The sequence below is a fragment of the Nocardiopsis listeri NBRC 13360 genome (assembly GCF_001570765.1).
Lineage (GTDB): Bacteria > Actinomycetota > Actinomycetes > Streptosporangiales > Streptosporangiaceae > Nocardiopsis > Nocardiopsis listeri.
The window spans coordinates 1-21,599 of the sequence record NZ_BCSH01000011.1; the positions used below are offsets into that span (position 1 = coordinate 1).

18 protein-coding genes are annotated in these 21,599 nt (G+C 68.9%); 14 read left to right on the plus strand and 4 right to left on the minus strand.

The features are described from left to right. The first annotated feature begins 313 nt into the window (after positions 1-313). The 3 genes from msrB to pssA all read left to right on the plus strand — a co-directional run bounded on the left by msrB (position 314) and on the right by pssA (position 2,489). Positions 314-760, plus strand: coding sequence for a peptide-methionine (R)-S-oxide reductase MsrB (gene msrB, locus NLI01S_RS04770; protein WP_067599785.1), 447 nt, complete (start codon positions 314-316; stop codon positions 758-760). Positions 761-1,015: 255 nt separating this feature from the next. Continuing rightward, on the plus strand, positions 1,016-1,684 hold the full coding sequence (locus tag NLI01S_RS04775) for a phosphatidylserine decarboxylase (RefSeq protein ID WP_067599788.1): 669 nt from the start codon (positions 1,016-1,018) through the stop codon (positions 1,682-1,684). Continuing rightward, positions 1,671-2,489 (plus strand): CDP-diacylglycerol--serine O-phosphatidyltransferase, encoded by an 819-nt coding sequence (pssA, locus tag NLI01S_RS04780; protein ID WP_067599790.1) that lies wholly within the window; start codon positions 1,671-1,673, stop codon positions 2,487-2,489. The genes NLI01S_RS04775 and pssA overlap by 14 nt, the downstream gene beginning before the upstream one ends. A gap of 87 nt (positions 2,490-2,576) precedes the next feature. Here pssA and hemQ read toward each other — a convergent pair whose 3' ends face one another. Both hemQ and hemG read right to left on the minus strand, forming a co-directional pair. Continuing rightward, entirely contained in the window at positions 2,577-3,287 is a 711-nt protein-coding gene (gene hemQ, locus NLI01S_RS04785; RefSeq protein ID WP_067599793.1) for a hydrogen peroxide-dependent heme synthase, read from the minus strand. Continuing rightward, entirely contained in the window at positions 3,284-4,762 is a 1,479-nt protein-coding gene (hemG, locus tag NLI01S_RS04790) for a protoporphyrinogen oxidase (RefSeq protein WP_067599796.1), read from the minus strand. Before hemG ends, hemQ begins: the two co-directional genes overlap by 4 nt. Positions 4,763-4,929: 167 nt before the next feature. On the opposite strand from hemG, the gene NLI01S_RS04795 reads away from it, so the two are divergent. Continuing rightward, positions 4,930-6,048, plus strand: a complete 1,119-nt coding sequence (locus tag NLI01S_RS04795) for a DUF4349 domain-containing protein (protein WP_067599799.1) — start codon at positions 4,930-4,932, stop codon at positions 6,046-6,048. A 99-nt stretch (positions 6,049-6,147) separates the two neighbouring features. On the opposite strand, the gene hemE is transcribed toward NLI01S_RS04795, so the two are convergent. Then, positions 6,148-7,119, minus strand: coding sequence for a uroporphyrinogen decarboxylase (gene hemE, locus NLI01S_RS04800; RefSeq protein ID WP_371850602.1), 972 nt, complete (start codon positions 7,117-7,119; stop codon positions 6,148-6,150). A gap of 382 nt (positions 7,120-7,501) precedes the next feature. Between hemE and NLI01S_RS04805 the strand changes: the two genes are divergently transcribed. The 9 genes from NLI01S_RS04805 to NLI01S_RS04845 all read left to right on the plus strand — a co-directional run bounded on the left by NLI01S_RS04805 (position 7,502) and on the right by NLI01S_RS04845 (position 17,763). Further along, entirely contained in the window at positions 7,502-8,077 is a 576-nt protein-coding gene (locus NLI01S_RS04805) for a DUF3000 domain-containing protein (RefSeq protein WP_067599969.1), read from the plus strand. A 94-nt stretch (positions 8,078-8,171) separates the two neighbouring features. After that, positions 8,172-9,434, plus strand: a complete 1,263-nt coding sequence (locus NLI01S_RS04810) for an HRDC domain-containing protein (protein ID WP_223809117.1) — start codon at positions 8,172-8,174, stop codon at positions 9,432-9,434. A 211-nt stretch (positions 9,435-9,645) separates the two neighbouring features. Continuing rightward, positions 9,646-10,791: a tetratricopeptide repeat protein gene (locus NLI01S_RS04815; protein ID WP_067599806.1), complete on the plus strand. Its 1,146-nt coding sequence runs from the start codon at positions 9,646-9,648 to the stop codon at positions 10,789-10,791. Between the two features lie 214 nt (positions 10,792-11,005). Further along, positions 11,006-11,512: an FBP domain-containing protein gene (locus NLI01S_RS04820; protein WP_067599809.1), complete on the plus strand. Its 507-nt coding sequence runs from the start codon at positions 11,006-11,008 to the stop codon at positions 11,510-11,512. 333 nt (positions 11,513-11,845) lie between these two features. After that, a complete protein-coding gene (locus NLI01S_RS04825) occupies positions 11,846-13,021 on the plus strand; it encodes a thiolase family protein (protein ID WP_223809122.1) in 1,176 nt (391 codons plus the stop codon). Then, complete coding sequence (locus tag NLI01S_RS04830; protein WP_067599815.1) at positions 13,018-15,111, plus strand: 3-hydroxyacyl-CoA dehydrogenase NAD-binding domain-containing protein; 2,094 nt, start codon at positions 13,018-13,020, stop codon at positions 15,109-15,111. The genes NLI01S_RS04825 and NLI01S_RS04830 overlap by 4 nt, the downstream gene beginning before the upstream one ends. Before the next feature lie 161 nt (positions 15,112-15,272). After that, the gene (locus NLI01S_RS04835) at positions 15,273-15,875 is read left to right on the plus strand and encodes a hypothetical protein (protein ID WP_067599818.1); all 603 of its coding nucleotides are present in this window, start codon (positions 15,273-15,275) and stop codon (positions 15,873-15,875) included. 77 nt (positions 15,876-15,952) lie between these two features. Continuing rightward, positions 15,953-17,497 (plus strand): RNA-guided endonuclease IscB, encoded by a 1,545-nt coding sequence (gene iscB, locus NLI01S_RS04840; protein ID WP_263363272.1) that lies wholly within the window; start codon positions 15,953-15,955, stop codon positions 17,495-17,497. Between the two features lie 32 nt (positions 17,498-17,529). Then, the gene (locus tag NLI01S_RS04845; RefSeq protein WP_157090961.1) at positions 17,530-17,763 is read left to right on the plus strand and encodes a hypothetical protein; all 234 of its coding nucleotides are present in this window, start codon (positions 17,530-17,532) and stop codon (positions 17,761-17,763) included. Positions 17,764-17,815: 52 nt separating this feature from the next. On the opposite strand, the gene NLI01S_RS04850 is transcribed toward NLI01S_RS04845, so the two are convergent. Further along, positions 17,816-20,035, minus strand: coding sequence for an MMPL family transporter (locus tag NLI01S_RS04850; protein ID WP_067599827.1), 2,220 nt, complete (start codon positions 20,033-20,035; stop codon positions 17,816-17,818). 150 nt (positions 20,036-20,185) lie between these two features. Between NLI01S_RS04850 and NLI01S_RS04855 the strand changes: the two genes are divergently transcribed. Next, positions 20,186-20,977 carry a TetR/AcrR family transcriptional regulator gene (locus NLI01S_RS04855; protein ID WP_067599830.1) on the plus strand — a complete coding sequence of 264 codons (792 nt, stop codon included), beginning with the start codon at positions 20,186-20,188 and terminating at the stop codon, positions 20,975-20,977. Positions 20,978-21,599: the final 622 nt, after the last annotated feature.

Here is a 21,599-nt window from a genome sequence, read left to right on the forward strand (position 1 = left end):
CGTGCGGGCCCCCGCCATCGCCTGGTCCAGCCACCACAGGCCGTATCGAACCCTTCCAACGCGCAGTGGTCGCCGACTGACTCCGAGTGCCTGTTGAGCTGTAACAGCCATGCCACCTGCCTCAGTACACCTCGACCACTGACCCCTGCCTGAGCCCGTACCCGCCGAGATCACCACCGAACGTCGCCGAGGGGTGAAGATAGGTGCATGTAGCCCCTAAGGATGATTTACCTATCTACGTGGCGATCGTCCGATTCCGCCCTATTCGACCTCCGGTCCACATCGTGGCCCGATTCCGGGTAGCGTCATCACCATGGCTGACGCATCGGACCAGGCACCTCGTTCCAACGACGGAGCCGCACAGGACCTGCCCACGACCGAACAGGAATGGCGCGAGCGCCTGGATCCCATGGAGTACGCGGTACTCCGTGAGGCCGGCACCGAGCGCCCTTGGACCGGCGCCTACGTCGACACCAAGACCACGGGCGTCTACCGTTGCCGGGGATGCGGGACCGAACTGTTCCGCTCGGACGAGAAGTTCGACTCCCATTGCGGGTGGCCGAGCTTCTTCGACCCGGCCGACTCCGAAGCCGTGACCCTGCACGACGACGTCTCCCTCGGCATGGTCCGTACCGAGGTGCGGTGCGCCACCTGCCGCTCCCATCTGGGGCACGTCTTCCGTGGCGAGGGCTACGACACTCCCACCGACGCCAGGTATTGCATCAACTCCGTCGCGTTGTCCCTCGAACCCACGGAGTAGGCTTACCTTCCGGTTCGCCGGGTATCCCGTGGCCACTGCCACGGCGGGTCCCCGTACCCGCGTCGATTCCCACCCCCACGGGATCGGGGATAATCTCACCAACGCACCGACGCTCGGCCCTTGGTCGAACGGAAGCCGCGCGAGGGGGCACCCCACCCGGTGACCGTGCACCGCCCCGCCACCCGTACGGGGCCCGCCCCTCAAAGCGGTGACCGATGTGCGGGCGAACAGACCGACCCGTGACGAAAGCGCCCCATGACCGACGACTCACCTTCCTCCTCCGTCTCCCCACGGCCACCGGCCCGACCTCGTATGGGCATGGCCCAGGGATCGGCCCCCTGGCTGGTACCGGCGTTGGGCGCCGCCGGCGCCGCGGCCCTGGCCGCGCGAGGTTCCAGGGCACGCACCCTGGCCGCCGTACCCGTGATCGCGCTCGCGGCGGGGATGACCTGGTTCTTCCGTGACCCGGAGCGCGGCCCGGCCACCGGGCGCGTGCTGTCCGCGGCCGACGGGGTCGTCCAGAGCATCGATCCACGACCCGACGGGCGTACCCGGGTCGCCGTCTTCATGAACCCCCTCAACGTGCACGTCAACCGTGCCCCCCTCGCCGGTGTCGTGACCGGTGTCGAGCACCGCCCCGGGGGATTCCGTCCCGCCTTCGACAAGGACAGCGAGCGTAATGAACGCGTCATCTGGACCCTTGAAACCGAGATCGGTGAGATCACGGTCGTTCAAATCGCCGGCGCGATGGTCAGGCGTATCATCCCGTATCTCGCTGCGGGGCAGAAGGTCGAACAAGGCGAGAGGATCGGTCTCATCCGGTTCGGGTCACGCGTCGACGTCTACCTTCCGCGCGGGGTCGCCCCGGCGGTGGAGATCGGCCAGAAGGTCCGCGCCGGGGAAACCCGTCTTGACGCCGACTGACACCACCGGTGCCTCCAATAGCGGTGAGATCACCGAGGAAGCTCCCAGGCTCCGTCTGTGCGTCGCCGACTACCTGACCCTGGGCAACGCCCTGTGCGGTTTCCTGGCGGTGTGGGCTCTGGCCGGCGCTCAGAGCGCCCACATGGTCGCCGGGACGGTCGGCCCGCTGCCCAAGGCGGCGTTGGCCACCGCGGTGGGCCTGATGATGGTGGCGGCCTCCCTGGACGTGCTCGACGGTCGCGTCGCCCGTAAGTGGGGTGGTAGTGGCATGGGCGCCGAGTTGGACAACCTCGCGGACGTGATCAGCTTCGGTGTCGCGCCGGCGTTCTTCTTCCTGGTGTGGAGCACCACCGCCACCGAGGGGACCCTGTGGCCCGTGGTCGGTGCGAGTGCCGTGCTGCTCGCGGTGATCGTGCGGCTGGCCCGTTTCTCCTGCCAGTCCCCGGGGGCCGACTACTTCACCGGTCTGCCGTGCCCGTTCGGGGCCATGGCCGTGGTGACGATCGTCCTGCTGGACCCGCCGGTCGTCGTCGGCATGGCCGCGGCGCTGCTGGTGGCCTGGCTGATGGTGAGCCGCATGGAATACCCCAAGCCCAAGGGCCGCAAGGCCTACGTGGTGCTGGGGATGCTCGCCGGTGGCGTGCTCCTCATCATCGCCTGGGGACTCGGCCTGCCCTCCGGTGACGTGCTCATCTACCTGGCGAGCGCCATGGTGCTGGTCTTCATCGTCACCGTCCCGTTCTACGTGATCGCCACGCGGCGGGGCGCCACCGCGCCCCGGCGAGAGACCGTCCCCATCGAGTAGGTCCCCTCGCCCGGCCCGCACATGGAGAGGGGGACCCCGCGCTCTGACAGCGCGGGGTCCCCTCTCCATGTGCGGGCCCTGGTCCGATTACGGCAGGGAGGCGACCAGTTCGGCCGCGCTCTTGCGACGGCCGCTGTAGAAGGGGATCTCCTCACGGGTGTGCAGGCGGGCCTTGGCGCCGCGCAGGGTACGCATCAGGTCCACGATGCGGTGCATCTCGTCGGCCTCGAAGGCGAGCAGCCACTCGTAGTCGTTGAGACCGAACGAGGAGACCGTGTTGGCCCGCACGTCCGGGTAGGGGGCGGCCATCCTGCCGTGCTCGGCGAGCATGGCGCGCCGCTCTTCGTCGGGCAGCAGGTACCACTCATAGGAGCGCACGAACGGGTAGACGCAGATGTTGTCGCGCGGCTCCTCGCCGGCCATGAAGGCCGGCACGTGACCGCGGTTGAACTCGGCGGGGCGGTGCAGGCCCATGACCGACCACACCGGGGTGCAGGCGCGACCGATCCGGGTGCGTCGGAAGTCGGAGTAGATGTCCTGCGCCTGGTCGGAGCTGTCGGCGATCCACCAGAACATGATGTCGGCGTCGGCTCGGTAGCCCTGCACGTCATAGCTGCCACGCGTGGTGACGCCCTGTTCGGCCGCCTTGTCGAGGAGCGCCTGGAGCTCCTCCGCGGCGGCGGTGCGGTCCACGCCCTCCAGGCCGTCGACCTTGAAGACCGACCACATGGTGTAGCGGATGATCTTGTTGAGGTCGGTCCCGTCCTGCGTGATCGACTCGTTCTGCCGGCCTGTCACGGGTTGACTCCTTGATCGTTCGTTTCCTCGGCGCTTCCCGCGCCGCGGCTGGTGTGGCTGTGGTCGATGAGGGTGTCGGCCAGACGCGCGGCCTCGCGACCGGCGTCGGCGACACAAGCGGGGACGCCCACTCCCTCGTAGGCGGCTCCGCACACGCCGAGCCCCTCGTGGGTCCGCACGTCCGCGCGGATCCGCTCCACGCGGCCGGCGTGACCGACCCCGTACTGCGGCAGCCCGTCGGTCCAGCGGGTCACCCGGGTCTCGACGGGCGCGCCGGTCCGCCCGCTCACCTTCGTCAGGTCGGCGAGGGCGGCGGCGGCCAGTTCCTCGTCGGGGCGGTCCAGGACGTTCGCCTCGCGGAAACGTCCGATGGAGCATCGCAGAACGACCAGGTCCGCGCCCGGATCGACCCTATCCAGCTCCTGGGCGATCCAGGGCCACTTGTTGCTGGAGAAGGTCGCGGCCTTGATGGTCGTCCCCTCCCCTGCGGGAACCAGGAAGCCGGTGCCGGTCAGGGGCTCGGGGAAGGCGGAGGCGGGCAGGGCGAAGGTCACCAGGGCCATGCTCGCGTAGTCGACGTCGCGCAGCTCGCGAGCGGCGGTGGGCGCGGTGTCGGCGAGGAGTCGGGAGGCCTCGGCGGCCGGACAGGCCAACAACACCGCGTCGCAGGCGAGCTCCTCGACCCCCTGGGCGCCTTCCAGTCGCACGCTCCAGCCCTGCGGGGTGCGGGTGAGGCCTTGGGCCCGGGCGCCGGTGCGCAGGTCCTTCTGTCGAGCGGCCAGGGCGTCCACGACCGAGGCGACCCCGCCCCGTAGGGAGGCGAAGACCGGACCGGCCTTGGTGGGCGCCGTGCCCCGCCCCTTGAGGCTGCGGTGCACCGCGCGCATCAGCGAACGGTCCGATCGGGCCATCGGGGCGATCTGCGGCAGGGTGGAATCGAGGGAGAGCTCCTCGGCCCGTCCCGCGTACACACCGCCGAGCAGGGGTTCGACAAGTCTTTCCACCACCTGACGCCCCATGCGGGTGCCCACGTAGGTCGCCACCGGCACGTCCGAACGCACCGGGGTGCTCGGCCGGACCAGATCCAGTGCGGCCCTGGCGGTCCCGGCCGGAGACAGCACTCCGCTGCGGGCCAGGGCACGAAGGTCGCCCGGCACGCCCATGAGCTGCCCCTTGGGCAGGGAGCGGATGCGCCCACGGCTGTAGACGGCGGCCGACCCGGGTCCCGGGTGGACGATCCGATCGTCCAGTCCGAGCTCGGAGAACAGCTCCACCGCCTCGGGTCTGCGGGCGAGCACCGCCTCGGCCCCGGCGTCGATGGACACCCCGGCCACCGGTGAGGCGCGCAGTTTTCCTCCCGGCACGTCCGCGGCCTCGAGCACGGTGGTGGTGATCCCCCGTGCGTTGAGACGGTACGCGGCGGTCAGTCCGGAGACCCCGCCCCCGACCACGACGACATGTGGTGCTTCAGCCATGCCTCCAGCCTTCCAGATGCCGTGTGTCACAGCGCCTCGCCTCGCCCCTACGGGACCTCGGACCTCCGGACGTGCCCCGACGACCTGTGACCGGGGGGCGTCCAACCCGTTGTCCTGCCGTTACCGGAAGGACAGAACGAGTCCGGGTCCCGCCCCGTCGAACGGGCATGGACACTTCAACGCCCGCGCGTCCGGGGCGCGTCGTCACGGTGATGGCCTCCGCCGTTCTGGGTGCACTGTTACTGACCTCCTGCGGCGCCACCTCGGAACAGGCGGACTTCGAGTCCACCGGGGATTCGGCCCCCGCGTCCCGGGGCCTCACCGAACCCGAGAACGCCGACGCCGAGGCCCCCGAGGGGGTCGAGCAAGGTGGCGAGGAGGCCGAACCGGCCGACACGGTCGGCTCCGACGTGGAGATCGACGACCGACGACTCATCCACACCGCGCACATGACCGTGCGGGTACAGGACGTGGCCGAGGCCTCCGAGGACGCCAAGGAGCTGACCCGGGGGTCGGACGGCTACGTCGCCTCCGAAGAGCTGTCCACGCCCGCCGACGGCGCCCCCGAGGGATCACTGACCTTGCGCATCCCCACCGGGGAGTACGAGGGGGCGTTGACCGACCTGGCCGAACTCGGTGACCGCTCCGACATCGAACGATCGGTGGAGGACGTCACCGAGGAGATCGCCGACGTCGAGAGCCGCATCGATTCCTCCGAGACCGCGCTGGAGTCGCTGCGCGGCTACCTGGAGGAGGCCGAGAACGTCGACGACCTGCTCCGGGTGGAGCGGGAGATCCAGGACCGGCAGGCGGACCTGGAGTCCTTCCAGGCCCGGTTGGAGACGTTGCAGAACCAGACCTCGTACTCGACGGTGCACCTGACGCTGCGGCCGCCTTCCACCTACCTGGAGGAGCGCTCCGGCGACGAGTCGATCGGCTTCCTGGGCGGGTTGGAGCGCGGTTGGCGAGCGCTGCTCTCCCTGGGCCAGGGTCTGGCCGTGATGGTGGGTTGGTCGCTGCCGTTCATCCTGGTCGCCGTGGTGATCGGGGCCTGGCCGCTGTGGCGTCTGCGACGCCGTCGGCAGGAGGTCCAGAAGCCGCGGGGCCGGACCGCGAGCCGGTTCGGGCGGGTTCGTCCTCGCCGACACCCGGCGATGGCGACCACGCCCACCGGAACGACCTCCACGGTCGAGCCCCAGGGTGAGGCCGGCCCCGAGGGCGGGGAGCGGTCCGACGACGTCTCGGGATCCGGTGACGAGGGCTCCGACGGCGGGTCGGATTCCTGATCCCGACCCGCCTCGGACACGCCGACGCCCGGCTCCCGTCACGGGGCCGGGCGTCGGCGTGGGAACGGCCGGCCCACAAGGCCGGGCGGTCGGACTGGCCTACTGGACCGCGGTCTCTTCGTGCACGAACGCGGTGAGGCGCTCCAGCATGGCCGGGTCGGTGGTCGGCAGCACGCCGTGACCCAGGTTGAAGATGTGGCCCTCGGCGGCGCGCCCACGGGAGAGGATGTCGCGCGTACGGTCGGCGACGACCTCCCAGGGGGCGAACAGGGTCGCCGGGTCCAGGTTGCCCTGCAGGGCGATACCCGGCTGGACCCGCTGGGCCGCCTTGTCCAACGGCACCCGCCAATCCACGCCCACCACGTCGGCACCGGCCTCACCGAGCAGGCCGAGGAGTTCGCCGGTGCCCACACCGAAGTGGATGCGCGGCACCTCGTACTCGCTGAGCTGACCGAAGATCCAGGAGGTGTAGGGCAGTACCGAGGCCCGGTAGTCCTCGGCGCTCAGCGCGCCGACCCAGGAGTCGAACAGCTGGACCGCGCTGGCCCCGGCCTCGATCTGGGTGCGCAGGAAGCCGAGCGAGATGGCGGCCAGACGGCGCATGAGCTCGTCCCACAGCTCCGGCTCGCCGTACATGAGCGCCTTGGTGTGCTCGTGGTTCTTGGAGGGCCCGCCCTCGATCAGGTAGGAGGCGAGCGTGAACGGCGCGCCCGCGAACCCGATGAGCGGTTTGTCGCCGAGCTCGCCGACGATCTGGCCGACCGCTTCGGTGATGAAGTGGACGTCGTCGGGCTCGATGTCGCGCAGCCGCTTGATGTCGCCGGCGTCGCGGATCGGGTCTTGGACCACGGGGCCGACCCCGGGCTTGATGTCGAGGTCGATGCCGATGGCCTTGAGCGGTACGACGATGTCGCTGAAGAAGATCGCGGCGTCGACGTCGTAGCGGCGTACGGGCTGCATGGTGATCTCGGTGACCATGTCAGGGCGCGTACACGACTCCAGCATCGGCACGTCGGCGCGAACCTGGAGGTACTCGGGCAGGGAACGCCCGGCCTGGCGCATGTACCACACCGGGGTGTGGCTCACGGGAAGGCGCCGGCAGGCACGGATGAATGGAGAGTCTTGAAGCGTCACACCCTGATCGTGCCATGACCTTCGCGAAGGTCCCACTCGGATCACCGGGTGGGACCGGACACGGGTCGGCCCCCTCCCGCGGGGGCGTGACCGGGAACCGGGTCGAACCCGAGGGAGATTCGGTCGCGAACCTGCACGGTTGACGGTTTCGCGGTCCCAAGATCATCACAAAACCCCGACACGCCGGGGGATCTGCGACCCCCCATCGGTGACTCGTGCCACCGTCGACCAGTGCCCACCATCACACCATCGGCGGGGCACGTCCCGACGACCCCCGCCAGGACGTGATCACCACAATATGAAGGCTGACGTTTCCACCATGCCCGATGTCGGTAACGCCGAGAACGCACAAGACACGTTCCGGCGAGCGGTCGAGGCCCTGCGCTCCCCTCTGCTGCGCCCCGAGATCGCTGTCCGGGAGATCCCCCCGCCCCAACGGTTGGCCCCACACTCCGCCGCCGTCTCGGCCGAGGTCACCGTCCAGGACGAGGAGATCGCCTGGGGGCGACTGATCGTCCTGTACGACCCCGAGAACACCCGTGACTGGCCCGGTCCCTTCCGGGTCGTGTGCCAGGCCAACTCGGAACTGGAGTCGGAGATCGCCACCGACCCCCTGCTCGGTCCGGTGGCCTGGAGTTGGCTCACCGACGCCTTGGAGGTCAACGAGGCCACCCATCACACGTTGAGCGGGACGGTCACCCGGGCCACCACGGAGGGCTTCGGCACCAAGGCGCACGAGGGCGCGAACACCGAGGTCGAGATGCGTGCCTCATGGACACCGGAGTCGGACGATCTGGCGCCCCACGTGAACGCGTGGTTGGCCCTGCTGGCCTCGGCCTCCGGCCTACCGCCCCTGGACGTCACCGACATCGCCCGCCAACGTTCACGCCCCTGACGAGCCCTTCGGAAGACGCCCCGGGCACCGTTCCACGGTCGCCACGGGGCGGTCCATATCCGCGTTCGGTGGCCACAGCGCATACCGTAGTGGTGTGGCGAACGCGTTGAACTCCAAGACAGAATCCCGCGAAACCGACAACGACGAATCGGAGAGGGCGCCTCTGCTGCGGGAACCACGCGAGGGCCTTCCCGAGGTTACGGCGGATCCCGACACCCTCGCGGGTGTGGCCGCGGCGCTCGGCGCCGGCTCCGGCCCCGTCGCGGTGGACGCCGAGCGCGCCTCCGGCTACCGGTACGGTCAGCGCGCCTATCTGGTCCAATTGCGCCGTGAGGGTTCCGGTTCGGCCCTGATCGATCCGATCGCCTGTCCCGACCTGAGCGAGGTCGACGACGCGATGGGCGGGGCCGAAGTGGTGCTGCACGCGGCGCACCAGGACCTGCCCTGCCTGGCCGAGGTGAACCTGCGCCCCTCCCGGTTGTTCGACACCGAACTGGCCGGGCGATTGCTCGGGTACCAGCGGGTCGGCCTGGGCTTCATGGTGGAACGGCTGTTGAACCTGCGTCTGGCCAAGGAGCACTCGGCGGTGGACTGGTCGCAACGGCCACTGCCCGAGGACTGGCTGCGCTACGCGGCGCTGGACGTGGAGATCCTCATCGAGCTTCGCGACAACCTGGAGCGAGAGTTGGAGGAGAGCGGGAAGCTGGGGTGGGCTCAGGAGGAGTTCGCCTCGGTCCTGACCGCACCTCCCAAGGAGCCGCGCACCGACCCCTGGCGGCGCACCTCCGGTATCCACAAGGTCCGCAACCAGCGTTCCCTGGCCGCGGTGCGCGAGCTCTGGTATGAGCGCGACCGCATCGCCCAGGAGCGCGACACCTCCCCCGGTCGGGTGCTGCCCGACGCGGCGATCGTGGAGGCGGCCACGGCCATGCCGCGCACCGTCCCCGAACTGACCAGGATCCGCCAGTTCGGCATCAAGTTGGCCAAGCGCTACCTGAACACCTGGATCAAGGCGATCAACCGGACCCGGGGCATGGCCCAGAGCGATCTTCCCCGACCCAACGCCCCCGGTGATGGACCGCCCCCGGTGAACCGGTGGGCCGACCGGGCGCCCGAGGCCGCCCGGCGGCTCGACGCGGCCCGCTCCACGGTGACGAGGATCGCCGAGGAGATCGTGATGCCCACGGAGAACCTTCTGTTGCCGGACAGCGTCAGAAGGTTGGCGTGGGCGCCTCCCGAGGCCGTGGACCCGGGTTCGGTGGGTGAGTTCCTACGCTCGCGCGGGGCCCGCGACTGGCAGGTCGGACTGACCTCGGAGGCCTTGGCCGACGCCCTGCACGAAGCGGAAAAGGCGTAACAATTACCCCATCATGCCGCATCGAACCCTAACGTGATGGAAGTCACCACCCCTCAAGGGCGGTTCATACCTGTTCCGTAGCCCGGTGTCCGATTAAGTTATAGAAGCGTGCCCCTGATCGTCAGGGGATCGTGATCTGTTCGTTGGGTGTGTATCGGACCGTGGACCCACAAGGACCCGGTTCGTGATCAGGGAAATGTGGTGAGTCCGCTTGTCGTTCTGGCGTGTGTTGCTGCGCAGGGCCGGCTTGATGCGTTCTGCCGAGGTCGAATCGACCCAGGCCGTCCAGCCCACCTCCACAGACCGCACGGAGCATCCCGAGGAACGTGCGACGGACTCCGATGTTCGTGCGACCACGGTGCCGGAACAGGTTTCGGTGTCGGCCGACGAGGAGCCCACCAGGGCCCTGTCCGCCGCGGAGCCCGCCAAGGCCCTGGCCGCCGCGGTGCCCGAGCGGGCCGAACGGTCGACCGAATCCGAGGCGGGAACGACCTCCGTGAAGACGACCTCCACGGAGCGGACCGGCACTTCCACGAGGGCGACCTCGGTGAAGGGTTCGGGCTCCGGTTCGATCGTGCCCACCGCCGGGAAGCGCTCCGCCGTCCTGGAGCGCACCCTTCAGTCCCTGGTGGAACGACTCGGCACCGAGCACCCCGACACCATCACCGCCCGCAACAACCTCGCGACCAAGTACGCGCAGATGGGGCGGCGCCAGGCCGCCGTGCAGCAATTCGAACTGGCGTTGGCCGAGGCCGTCTCGGTCTACGACGAGGAGCACCCGCGCACCGAGATCATCCGGGAGAACCTGGCCTGGGCGTACGAGGACGCGGGGCGTCCGGCCGACGCCGCCGGTCAGTGGGAGACCCTGCTCGGCCAGCGTGAGGGGCAGTTCGGTCCGGCCGACGAGGACACGGTGGAGGCGCGCATGCGCCTGGCCGTGTGCTACCGACGCAGTGGTCGGTTGGACGCCGCGGTGGTCCACTACGAGCGGGCCATCGAGGACGTCGCCTCCACCAAGCGCCGCGAGGAGCTGCGTTTGGGCCTGAGCGCCGCGCAGAGCATGGCCGGCCGCTACGAGGCGGCCATCTCCCAGCTGCGCATGGTGCTGGCCGCCCGTAGGCGCCGACTCGGCAAGGGCCACCTGGACACCTTGGCCGTGCACCACCGACTGGGCCGATCCCACACCCAGGCGGGCCGCCCCGACGAGGCCGTCGAGGTGCTGCGCGAGGCCTACCGGGTGGCGCTCAACTCCTCCGGCGACCCGGAGGTGCGCCGGTTGACGGTACGTCTACGCCGCGACCTGGCGGGCGCCTACAACGCGGCGGGGCGCCACCGCGAGGCCGACGCTCTGCTCTGAACACCGAGAACGACACCGGGCCGGGGATCCTTCGTGGTCCCCGGCCCTCGTCGTTCTCGGTGCGACGCGTCGGGCATGGGGCGCCACGTGCGAAAACCACTCGCGCGCCCGGGACCCGGCCGGCAGTATCCGTTGGTCGGCTCCTCGTCGGCGCCACGTCGGGCCGCCGACCACGTCGGACCCCATCGACCACACCGAACGACCGGAGAGTGCCATGCTCGAGCTCACCGACGAGGAGATCCGCTCCTCGTTCGTCAACTGCCCCAAGGGCGAGACCAAGCGGATGACCTATCCCCCGACCATGCCCCTCCTGGACTGGGAGGACATGGATTTCCTGGGGTGGGTCGACCCCAAGGCGCCGGGCCGCGCCTACCTGGTGATCGACTCGGGTGAGCAACCGATCGGGGTCGCCCTGCGCCTGCCCAACGGCGGCCCCAAGGCCGACTTCTTCAAGTCGATGACGTGCTCGTTCTGTGTGACCGTGCACCCCGCCGGCGGTGTGCGCCTGTTCAGCGCCCCCAAACCCGGCAAGGCCGGCCGGCAAGGCGACACCGTGGGGTTGTACGTGTGCGCCGACCTGGCCTGCCCGCTGTATGCGCGGGGCAAGCGGGAGTCCTCGCTGATCCAGCCGGCGGAGACGATCGGCCGGGAGGAGCGGATCCAGCGCCTGCGCCTCAACGTCGATCGCTTCGTGACCCGATTCCTCGACGGCCGGGGCTGAGTTCAGGCGGGATGGCCCGCGCTGCGCGGGTCCACGCCGCCCCTCCATGGGTGTGGAAGGGCTCTTCGGTGATCGTCTGAGCAGGGCGGCGTGTTCGAGGTCCGGATCGACCACGCGCACTCCAGGCTTGGTGCCCAGGGGAAGGAAGCTCGGCGCGGCCCACCGCGAGGACCGAATCGGCCACCATCACCGAAAGCCGGGTTCCTTCCTTACTTCCGATATGCCCGGCCCCGCTGCTCGCACTATTTGTTACTGGCGAGTAGCATGACCTCAACAGTCCACCCATCGCTTGAAGAAGGAGGGGCCATCGTGCCGCGAACCGCCCGCGAAGTCGTGTTCGTCGACGGGGTCCGCACCCCGTTCGGCAAGTCAGGCAAGGGCCTCTACGCCGAGACGCGCGCCGACGACCTCATCGTCCGCGTGATCCGCGAACTGATGCGCCGCAACCCGGGCCTTCCCCCGGAGCGCGTCGACGAGGTCGCCATCGCCGCCACCACCCAGATCGGCGACCAGGGCCTGACCCTCGGGCGCACCGCCGCGATCCTGGCCGGGTTGCCCAAGAGCGTCCCCGGTTACTCCATCGACCGCATGTGCGCCGGCGCGCTCACCGCCGCGACCACCGCCGGCGCGGGCATCTCCTTCGGTGCCTACGACGTCGTGATCGCCGGTGGCGTCGAGCACATGGGCCGGCACCCCATGGGTGAGGGCGTCGACCCCAACCCCCGGATCATCTCCGAGAAACTGGTCGACCCGTCCGCGTTGGTCATGGGCAACACCGCCGAGAACCTGCACGACCGGTACCCGACCATCACCAAGGAGCGCGCCGACTCCTACGCGGTGCGCAGCCAGGAGAAGGTCGCCAAGGCCTACGCCGACGGCAAGATCCAGCCCGACCTGGTCGAGACCCTGGTCCGTTCCGCGGAGAAGGGCTTCGGCCTGGCCACCCAGGACGAGCCGCCGCGCCCCGGTACCACCATGGAGTCGCTGGCCGGCCTGAAGACCCCGTTCCGCGCGCACGGCAACGTGACGCCCGGTAACGCCGCCGGCCTCAACGACGGTGCCACCGGCACCCTGCTGATGGCCGAGGAGGTCGCCGAGGAGCTGGGGCTGGACGCCAAGATGCGTCTGGTCGACTTCTCCTTCACCGGTGTCGAGCCCGAGGTCATGGGCGTGGGCCCCGTCCCGGCCACAGAGAAGCTCTTCGCCCGCCAGGGCATCTCGATCGACGACATCGGTCTGATCGAGATCAACGAGGCCTTCGCCGTCCAGGTGCTGGCCTTCCTCGAACACTTCGGCATCGCCGACGACGACGCCCGCGTCAACCCGTGGGGCGGCGCGATCGCCGTCGGTCACCCGCTGGCCTCTTCCGGCGGCCGTCTGATGATGCAGCTCGCGCGCCAGTTCGCCGAGCGCCCCGACGTCCGCTACGGCATCACCACCATGTGCGTGGGCCTGGGCATGGGCGGGACCATCCTTTGGGAGAACACCAACTACGAGGGGGGCAAGTGAGCACCGCGATCGAGCAAGCCCGGGAGCTGTTCAAGGACGAGGTCGTCACCAAGGCGCTCGCCCGTGACATCGAACTCCCCTACGGGGCCGGCAAGGCCGTCCTGATCACCCTGGACAACGGACACGACCACACCAAGCCGAACACCTTCGGCCCCGGTGGTCTGCTCAGCCTGGACGCCGCGATCGAGGCCGCCAAGGCGCGCACCGACATCGTCGCGGTCATCGTCACCGGCAAACCGTTCATCTTCGCGGTCGGCGCCGACCTCACCGGCGTTCCCGCGATCCAGACCCTCGATCAGGCCAAGGCCATCGGCAAGCTCGGGCACGACGTGTTCCGCAAGCTCGGTGAGCTGGACGTACCGACCTTCGCGCTGATCAACGGCGCGGCCATGGGCGGCGGCGTCGAGGTGGGTCTGCACTGCACCTACCGCACCGTCTCCTCCGGCGTGCCGGCCTTCTCCCTGCCCGAGACCTTCCTCGGCCTCGTCCCGGGTTGGGGCGGCACCTACCTGCTGCCCAACCTGATCGGCGCCGAGAAGGCCCTCAAGATCATCATCGACAACCCGCTCGCCCAGAACAAGGTCATCAAGGGCGAGCAGGTCTTCGAGATGGGAATCGCCGACGCCATCTTCGAGCCGGCCGACTTCGTCGAGGAGTCCCTGCGCTGGGCCGCCCAGGTCCTCAAGGGTGACATCGAGGTGGAGCGCCCCGAGGTCGACAAGGGCGAGGCCTGGGACAACGCGGTCAACATGAGCCGCTTCGTGGTCGAGGGCAAGCTGCACGGCGCCGCCCCGGCCCCGGCCCGCGCCGTCGAGCTGGTCGCCGCCGCCAAGACCGCCACCCGTGACGAGGGCTTCGCCGCCGAGGACGAGGCGCTCGCCGAGCTCATCATGAGCCCCGAGCTCAAGGCCGGCCTGTACGCCTTCGACCTGGTCCAAAAGCGCGCCAAGCGTCCCGCGGGCGCCCCGGACAAGTCGCTGGCCCGCAAGGTCACCAAGGTCGGTGTCGTCGGCGCCGGTCTGATGGCCGGGCAGCTGGCCCTGCTGTTCGCGCGCCGTCTGGACGTTCCGGTCGTCATGACCGACCTGGATCAGGGTCGCCTCGACAAGGGCGTGGCCTACGTCCACGGCGAGGTCGACAAGCTCCTGAAGAAGGGGCGCGTCAACCAGGACAAGGCCAACCACCTCAAGGCCTTGGTCACCGGTTCGCTGACCAAGGACGCCTTCTCCGACGCCGACTTCGTCATCGAGGCCGTCTTCGAGAAGATGGAGATCAAGAAGCAGGTTTTCGCCGAAGTGGAGGCCGTGGTCTCCCCCGAGGCGATCCTGGCCACCAACACCTCCTCCCTCTCGATCACCGAGATGGCGTCGGAGCTGAAGCACCCCGAGCGGGTCGTGGGCTTCCACTTCTTCAACCCGGTCGCCGTCCTCCCGCTGCTGGAGATCGTCCGCGGCGAGAAGACCGACGACGCTTCCCTGGCCACGGCCTTCGCCGTCTCCAAGAAGCTGAAGAAGACCTCGGTACTGTGCAAGGACGCCCCGGCGTTCGTCGTCAACCGTCTGCTCACCCTGTTCATGGGCGAGGTCCTGGCCGCCGTGGGCGAGGGAACCGAGCCCGAGGTCGCCGACCGCGCGGTCGCGCCGCTGGGTCTGCCGATGTCGCCGCTGATGCTGCTGCAGCTGGTCGGCCCGGCCGTCGGTCTGCACGTCGCCCAGACCCTGAACGAGGCGTTCCCCGAGCGCTTCGCGGTCTCCCCGCAGCTGGAGGCCGTGGTCGAGGCCGGCAAGTCGGAGATCTTCGCCCCGGACTTCACCATCGACCCCGAGGTGAAGGAGCTCCTCAAGGGCGGCGACAACCCGTCCGAGGAGCAGGACATCCTGGACCGGGCCCTGCGCGCCTTGGCCGAGGAGATCCGGATCATGCTGGACGAGGGCGTGGTGGCCGAGGCCGCCGACATCGACCTGTGCCTGATCACGGGCGCCGGTTGGCCCTTCCACACCGGTGGCATCACCCCGTACCTGGACAAGGTCGGCGTGTCCACCGCGGTGAACGGCAAGCCGTTCCACGAGGGCGCCCCGAAGGCCGTCTAGGGTCTCACTCGCAGTGTCCGAACGGGCCCGGTCTCCACACGGAGATCGGGCCCGTTCCATGTCTTTCATGGCATTACTCTTGAACCATTCTCAAAACGACTTATAGCCACATTACCATTACTCGCACATACCCATAAGTAACCCTCGGTAATGTGTCTCCCGTGGCAGTTTCCCCCGAACACCAGATATACGCGGAGTTGTTCTCCGACGCCCCGGATATGGCGGTGGCGTTCCTACGAGACCTTGGAGTGGAGGTACCGAAGTACGACCGCAGCGAACTGACCTCCTGCGACCTCGGGCACGTCGATCCGGTCGAACGACGCTCCGACGTGGCCATCATGCTGCGCGACAAGGTCGGCGAAGACCCGCTGGCAAGGCTGATGGGCGTCGTAGTGGAGGTCCAGCGCGACACCAGCGAGCGCAAACGCTTCACTTGGCCCGAATACCTCTGCGCATTGCGTTCCAAGAACGAGTGCCCGGTGACCTTGTTGGTCATCTGTCCGCGGCAACACGTGGCCGACTGGTACGACGAGCCCATTCCACTGGGACATCCGGGTTTCGCCCTCAAACCCGTTGTCTTAGGACCCGATCGCATTCCGGCGATCACCGACCCGGCAAAGGTCGGACGCTTCCCGACTCTGGGTGTTCTGTCCGCTGCGGCACATGGGCCGGCCGACCCTGACGTGATCCGGGCTCTGCACCTGCTCACCGACAGCAGCTGCCAGAGGGCTCTGGAGGAGCTGGTAAAGGGATCCCGGTCCTGAAGGACCGGGCTTTCAGCCCTGGTGGCTGAGGGCCGCCTTTACCAGCACCAGCCATCACCCACGAGGAGGTGACCTTGATGGCTACGTTCCGTACAGGACAGCAGACCCACCCACCTGTGCTTCCTCAGCAGGTGGCTCTGGAATCGGAGTCGGTAGACACGCCCCGGATCGGGCACGAAACGAGGCTTCGGCACCACCCCACGGTGGTACCCGGTACGGACCATGTGCGAGGGGAGACCGGTACCGCATCACCTGATGGTTCCGGCGTCACCACCCAGCCCCTGGCTGGGGAGAAGCCGCGTGAGCGGCACCCATCAGTGTTCGTCCTCGACCAGCACCACACACCACTGCAACCTTGTCACCCCGCCCGAGCCCGCCAGCTCTTGGCCAAAGGACGGGCCGTGGTGGCCCGGCACACCCCCTTCACCATCCGCCTCAAGGACCGCAGCATCGCCGAGTCCGAGGTCGATGGTGTTCAGGTCGGTATCGACCCGGGCAGCAAGCACACCGGCTTCGCGGTCTTCACCCACCAGGCCGGAGAGCGTCGTGGCCGATACGCGATTCAACTGGACCATCGTGGCGGGCGGATCCGGAAGAAGATGGGCCAACGCTCCGCTTACCGGCGGCGTCGCCGGGCGGCGAACCTGCGTCACCGTGCTCCCCGGTTTTCCAACCGCACCCGCCCCCCAGGGTGGTTGTCCCCGTCCTTGAGGCATCGGGTGGAGACCACCACCGCCTGGGTGGACCGGCTCACCCGGTGGGCACCGGTCACGGCGGTGCACGTGGAGCGGGTGGCCTTCGACACCCACTCCCTGTCCGCAGGACGGCCATTGGAAGGGGTGGAGTACCAACAGGGCACCCTGGCCGGGTACGAGGTTCGCGAGTACCTGCTGGCCAAGTTCGACCGCACCTGTGCCTACTGCGGGGCGACAGACACACCGCTCAACCTGGACCACGTCCACCCGCGCTCCCGGGGTGGGTCCGATCGGGTATCGAACCTGGTGTTGGCGTGCGTGGCCTGCAACCAGGCCAAGAACGATCGGCCCGTCGAAGAGTTCGTCACCGATCCGAAAACCCTGGCGCGGGTCCTGGCCCGTGCCAAGGCCCCGTTGCGGGACGCGGCGGCGGTGCAGTCCACCCGCTGGGCGCTCTGGCGCTCCCTGAACGAACGGTTGCCCACCCGGGTGGGTTCGGGGGGTCGCACCAAGTGGAACCGGACCCGTAACCGGTTGCCCAAGTCCCACACCCTGGACGCCTTGGCCGTGGGCGAGGCCGAGACCATCACCCAGACCACCGACCGGGTACTGGTCGCCGCATGCGCGGGGCGGGGCTCCTACTCCCGTACCCGGCCCGACAAGCACGGGTTCCCGCGCCTGCGCCTGCCTCGCACCAAGGGGTTTTTCGGGTTCGCCACCGGTGACCTGGTGCGGGCCGTGGTACCCCAGGGCAAAAAGGCCGGGGTCCATACCGGCCGGGTCGCGGTCCGCGCCTCGGGCAGCTTCAACATCACCACCGCCCACGGCACCGTCCAAGGAATCGGCTACAAGAACATGCGCCTGCTCCAACGAGCGGACGGCTACGGCTACACCTGGAAAGGAGAGGGCGTTTCCTCCCGCCCCTGAAGGACCGGGTTTCCACGCCCAACACAACGATGATGACGGATACGTACGAATACACGAGCGCCTGGACCGAAAGTCTCAAGGCCGAGGGTGAGGCGAAGGGCGCGGCAAGGACACTCCTCCGTGTGCTGGAACGTGACGGGGTCGAGGTCACGGAGCAAGCACGCCAACGCATCCTCGGCTGCACCGACCCGAAGCGGATCGAAGCCTGGGCCGACAAGGTCTTCAACTCCACCATCACCCACGTCGACGAGCTCCTCGACGAGTGAGTCCGGGGCGGGCCGATGCTCCGGTGGCCATCGGCCCGCCCCTCTCCGACGATCACACGCCGGCGGGCACCTTCTGGCTCGTGTGTTCGGCATCGGACCGGGTCGGCTCGTCGTCGCCGCCCTCGGAGATGCCGACGCGGTCGTGCAACCATCGCAGCGGCCGGGGCAGCCACCAGTTCCAGGCGCCGAGCAGACGCATGGTGGCGGGCACCATGATCGCCCGCACCAGGGTGGCGTCCACCAGGACCGCGATCGCCAGGCCCACCCCGATGATCTTCAGGAAGAGCAGGCCGGAGGTGCCCATCGCCAGCAGCACCACGCCCAGCAGCAGGGCGGCGCTGGTGATGATGCGTCCGGTGCGTTGCAGGCCCAGCGCCACCGAGGCGGTGTTGTCGCCACTGCGCAGGTACTCCTCCCGGACCCGGCTGAGCAGGAACAGCTCGTAGTCCATCGCCAGACCGAAGGCCACGATGGTGACCAGCACCAGGTAGGTGGGGTCGATGGTGCCGACCGCGTCGAAGCCCAGCAGGGCCGAGAAGTGCCCCTCTTGGAAGCCCCAGATCACCACGCCGAGTGACGCGCTCAGGGACAGCGCGCCCATGAGCACCGCCTTGATCGGCAGCACGAGCGACCCGAAGGCCAAGAAGAGCAGGATCAGCGTGGACACGATGATGAAGGCGATGGTGGTGGGCGCGTTGTCGACGATGGCGTCGAGGTTGTCCAATTGCATGGCGGCCACACCTCCCACGAGTGCCTCCTCGGCACCTTCAGGGGGCGATTCGGCGCGCACGTCCTCCACGAGCGCCTGGACCTCGGGCGAGTCGGTGGCCCCTTGGTAACCCACCTCGATGTGGGCGATGCCGTCACCGGTACGTTCCACGGTGACCAGAGCGGCGCCGGGCAGGGCCTCCAGACGTTCGACGTACTCATCGAGATCCTTCTCGGTGGAGCCTCCCGTCACGGCCACGTGCAGTCGACCGACCTGACCGGCGGGGAAGTCCTTCCCCATGGTCTCGGTCGCGATCCGGGAGTGGGCGTCGGCGGGCAGGTAGCGCTGGTCGGTGGTGCCCAGGTCGGTCGAGGCCAGCCCGGAGCCGAAGGCCACCAGGACGCAGGCCACCGCGACCAGTGAGACGGCGGGGCCTCGCATGACGGTACGGGCCAGGCGGGCCCAGGTTCCGGCGTTCTCGTCGAGGGTCCCGGTGATGGTGCGGCGCGGCAGTGGCAGCTTCATCCGGTCGATCCGGTGGCCCACCACGGACAGCAGGGCGGGCAGGAAGACGAGCGCGGCGACGAGGTCGAAGGCGACCACGGCGATCCCGCCCCAACCGATGGACTGCAGGATGGGTTGGGGGAAGAAGAGCAGCCCGGCGAAGGCGATGCCGACGGTGACGCCGGAGAAGGCGACGGTGCGTCCGGCGGTGTCCACGGTCCGGCCGACCGCCTCACGTACGGCGCGGCCCTTGTTCAGTTCTTCGCGGAAGCGGCTGACCATGAACAGGCCGTAGTCGATCGCCAACCCCAGCCCGAGGAGGGTGGCCACGTTGATGGCGAAGACGGAGACCTCGGTGACGTGCGTGAGGGCCCGCAGCACGGTGAGGGAACCGAGGATGGCCAGACCTCCGACCGCGAGGGGCATCAGGCCCGCGACGAGGCCACCGAAGATCAGGACCAGCAGGAGCAACAGCACGGGCAGGGTGAACATCTCGGCCCGGACGATGTCGCTCTCGGCCGTCTCGGAGAGCTCGTGTTCGACCGCGATGGGGCCACCGAGGTGGGTTTCGAGGGGACCCGCCTCCAGTGCGGCGGCCACCTCCCCGTACTGGCCGAGTCGTTCCTGGTGGCTCTGGCCGGTGAGGGTGATCGGTATGTACGTGGCGTGCATGTCCTCGGACACGAGCATGCCGCGTTCGATGTCGGTGAGTTCCTCGTCGAGGTAGACGTCGTGGTCGGCGACGACGTCCTCGGGCAGATCGTCGGAGATACGCTGTACCGCCTGGGCGAAGGTGGGGTTGTCGACCTTGATCTCGTCACTGCGGAACACCGCGATGATGTCGACGTCGGCGTGACCCAGTTCGTCCTCGATGAGGTCCATGGCCCGGGAGGACTCCGCTCCGGGATCCTCGAAACCGCTGTCGCTGACGTCCTGGAAGACCCCGAGTCCCCAGAACACGGAGAGCACCGCGAACAGGCCGGTCACGGCGATGACCCACCATCTCCCGCGGTGGGCTCCGAGCCCCAGTCGGCCGAAGAATCCCGTTTTCGTCGACATTCCCGCTCCTTCGTGCGAACACGCGTCATGTCCGTTAACGCTGTTTGCTAACGGTGTTCACTTAAGCGTGCACCCGTTACGATGTCAATATCGTCGACCGAACAGAGCGGTGCCGTGGAACCGGCACCGAGACGGGGTGAACCACTGAACATGACGAAACCGCCGGTCACGAGCCAGCCGCGATCCGAGGCCGCTCCGAGTCGCCGAGATCGTGTGCGCGAAGCCACACTCACGGAGATCAAGTCGATCGCGCGCAGACATCTCGTGGAGCACGGTGTCGCCGGGGTCTCCCTGCGTGCGATCGCCCGCGAGATGGGCATGACCGCGCCGGGGCTGTACCGCTACGTGCCGGGCATCGACGCGCTGCTGGTGGCGATCACCGCCGACATGTTCGACGAGTTGGCCGACACCGTCGCCGCCGCCGACGCCTCGGCCCCGGCCGAGGACACCGAACTGCGCCTGCACATCGCACTACGGGCGCTGCGCGCCTGGGCCATCACCCATCCCGCCGAGTTCTCCGTGATGTTCGGGCCGAGCAGCCGACTCGACTTGGAGGCCGACATCACCCCTGCCCTGGAGGCCGGCAGGCGCTTCGCCTCCACCTTCTTCTCCCTGTGCGATCGCCTGATCAGGGAGAAGGACATCCCACTGCCCGCGGACGAGGAGATCGGACCCGAACTCACCGCCGAGCTGCGTTCCTTCGCCGACACCGTGGGCCTGTCCGCGCACGCCATGCCCACGGGAGCGGCCCTGGTGCTCACCCGGTGCTGGATACGCATCTACGGGGTGGTGTGCATGGAGGTGTTCCAGCACCTGGGCTTCGTCGTCACCGACATGGAACCTTTCTTCGAGTCCGAGCTTCAGGACCTGATGACCGGCCTCGGCGTCCGGTATATCCCCATAGAGCACATGGGGAGGCCCGTCACGGACGCCCCTGGTTGACCCATACTGGGGGCATGGGGCAGTTGTCCGTTTCATGGGTACAAACCGGACATGCCCTTTCCCTGTCGGCGCGATGACGAGGATGGCCCCGTGGACAACCGAACCGGAGACGAGGCTGCCGGGGACCACTCCCGGACCGACCGGCACGGCACCCACCCCGAAGACGCCCCGGGAGCGGAGCCACCGTCCCACACGCCCCGAGGGGCCGCCCCGGCCCCACAGTGGCCCGACGGCACGCACGCCCCGGGGACCTCGCAGGTCCCCGGCCCCGCCCCGCGACCGGAGGCCCCGCAGGCCCCGCAAGGACCCGAGGTGACGCGTACTCAGCACACTGCGGGTGCACCTCGGGTATCCGTGGCCGGCCATGCCACAGAGGTACCAGGGACTCCCGGGGAAAGCCCCGTGACGAACGTTCCGGTCGGCGCGCGGCCGCAAGGGGTACCCGGCGGTTCCCCTCAGGGGCCGTGGGCGGCCCGGGGGCCCCACGTTCCGGTCCCGCAGGGCCCCCGAGCCCCCTGGCCGCCGCAGCCGCAGACGTTCCCCGAGGCGCACCCTCGAACGGGCTGGGCACCCCCACAGGGGCCACCGTGGCATCCCCATTGGGGGCCGCCACAGACGTGGT

Excerpts from the sequence above, each read along its gene's own strand:
- msrB (WP_067599785.1), top strand. The coding sequence starts at position 314 with ATGGCTGACGCATCGGACCAGGCACCTCGTTCCAACGACGGAGCCGCA.
- NLI01S_RS04850 (WP_067599827.1), bottom strand. The coding sequence starts at position 20,035 with ATGTCGACGAAAACGGGATTCTTCGGCCGACTGGGGCTCGGAGCCCAC.
- NLI01S_RS04820 (WP_067599809.1), top strand. The coding sequence starts at position 11,006 with ATGCTCGAGCTCACCGACGAGGAGATCCGCTCCTCGTTCGTCAACTGC.
- NLI01S_RS04845 (WP_157090961.1), top strand. The coding sequence starts at position 17,530 with ATGACGGATACGTACGAATACACGAGCGCCTGGACCGAAAGTCTCAAG.
- NLI01S_RS04855 (WP_067599830.1), top strand. The coding sequence starts at position 20,186 with ATGACGAAACCGCCGGTCACGAGCCAGCCGCGATCCGAGGCCGCTCCG.
- NLI01S_RS04805 (WP_067599969.1), top strand. The coding sequence starts at position 7,502 with ATGCCCGATGTCGGTAACGCCGAGAACGCACAAGACACGTTCCGGCGA.
- NLI01S_RS04775 (WP_067599788.1), top strand. The coding sequence starts at position 1,016 with ATGACCGACGACTCACCTTCCTCCTCCGTCTCCCCACGGCCACCGGCC.
- iscB (WP_263363272.1), top strand. The coding sequence starts at position 15,953 with ATGGCTACGTTCCGTACAGGACAGCAGACCCACCCACCTGTGCTTCCT.
- NLI01S_RS04795 (WP_067599799.1), top strand. The coding sequence starts at position 4,930 with ATGGACACTTCAACGCCCGCGCGTCCGGGGCGCGTCGTCACGGTGATG.
- hemG (WP_067599796.1), bottom strand. The coding sequence starts at position 4,762 with ATGGCTGAAGCACCACATGTCGTCGTGGTCGGGGGCGGGGTCTCCGGA.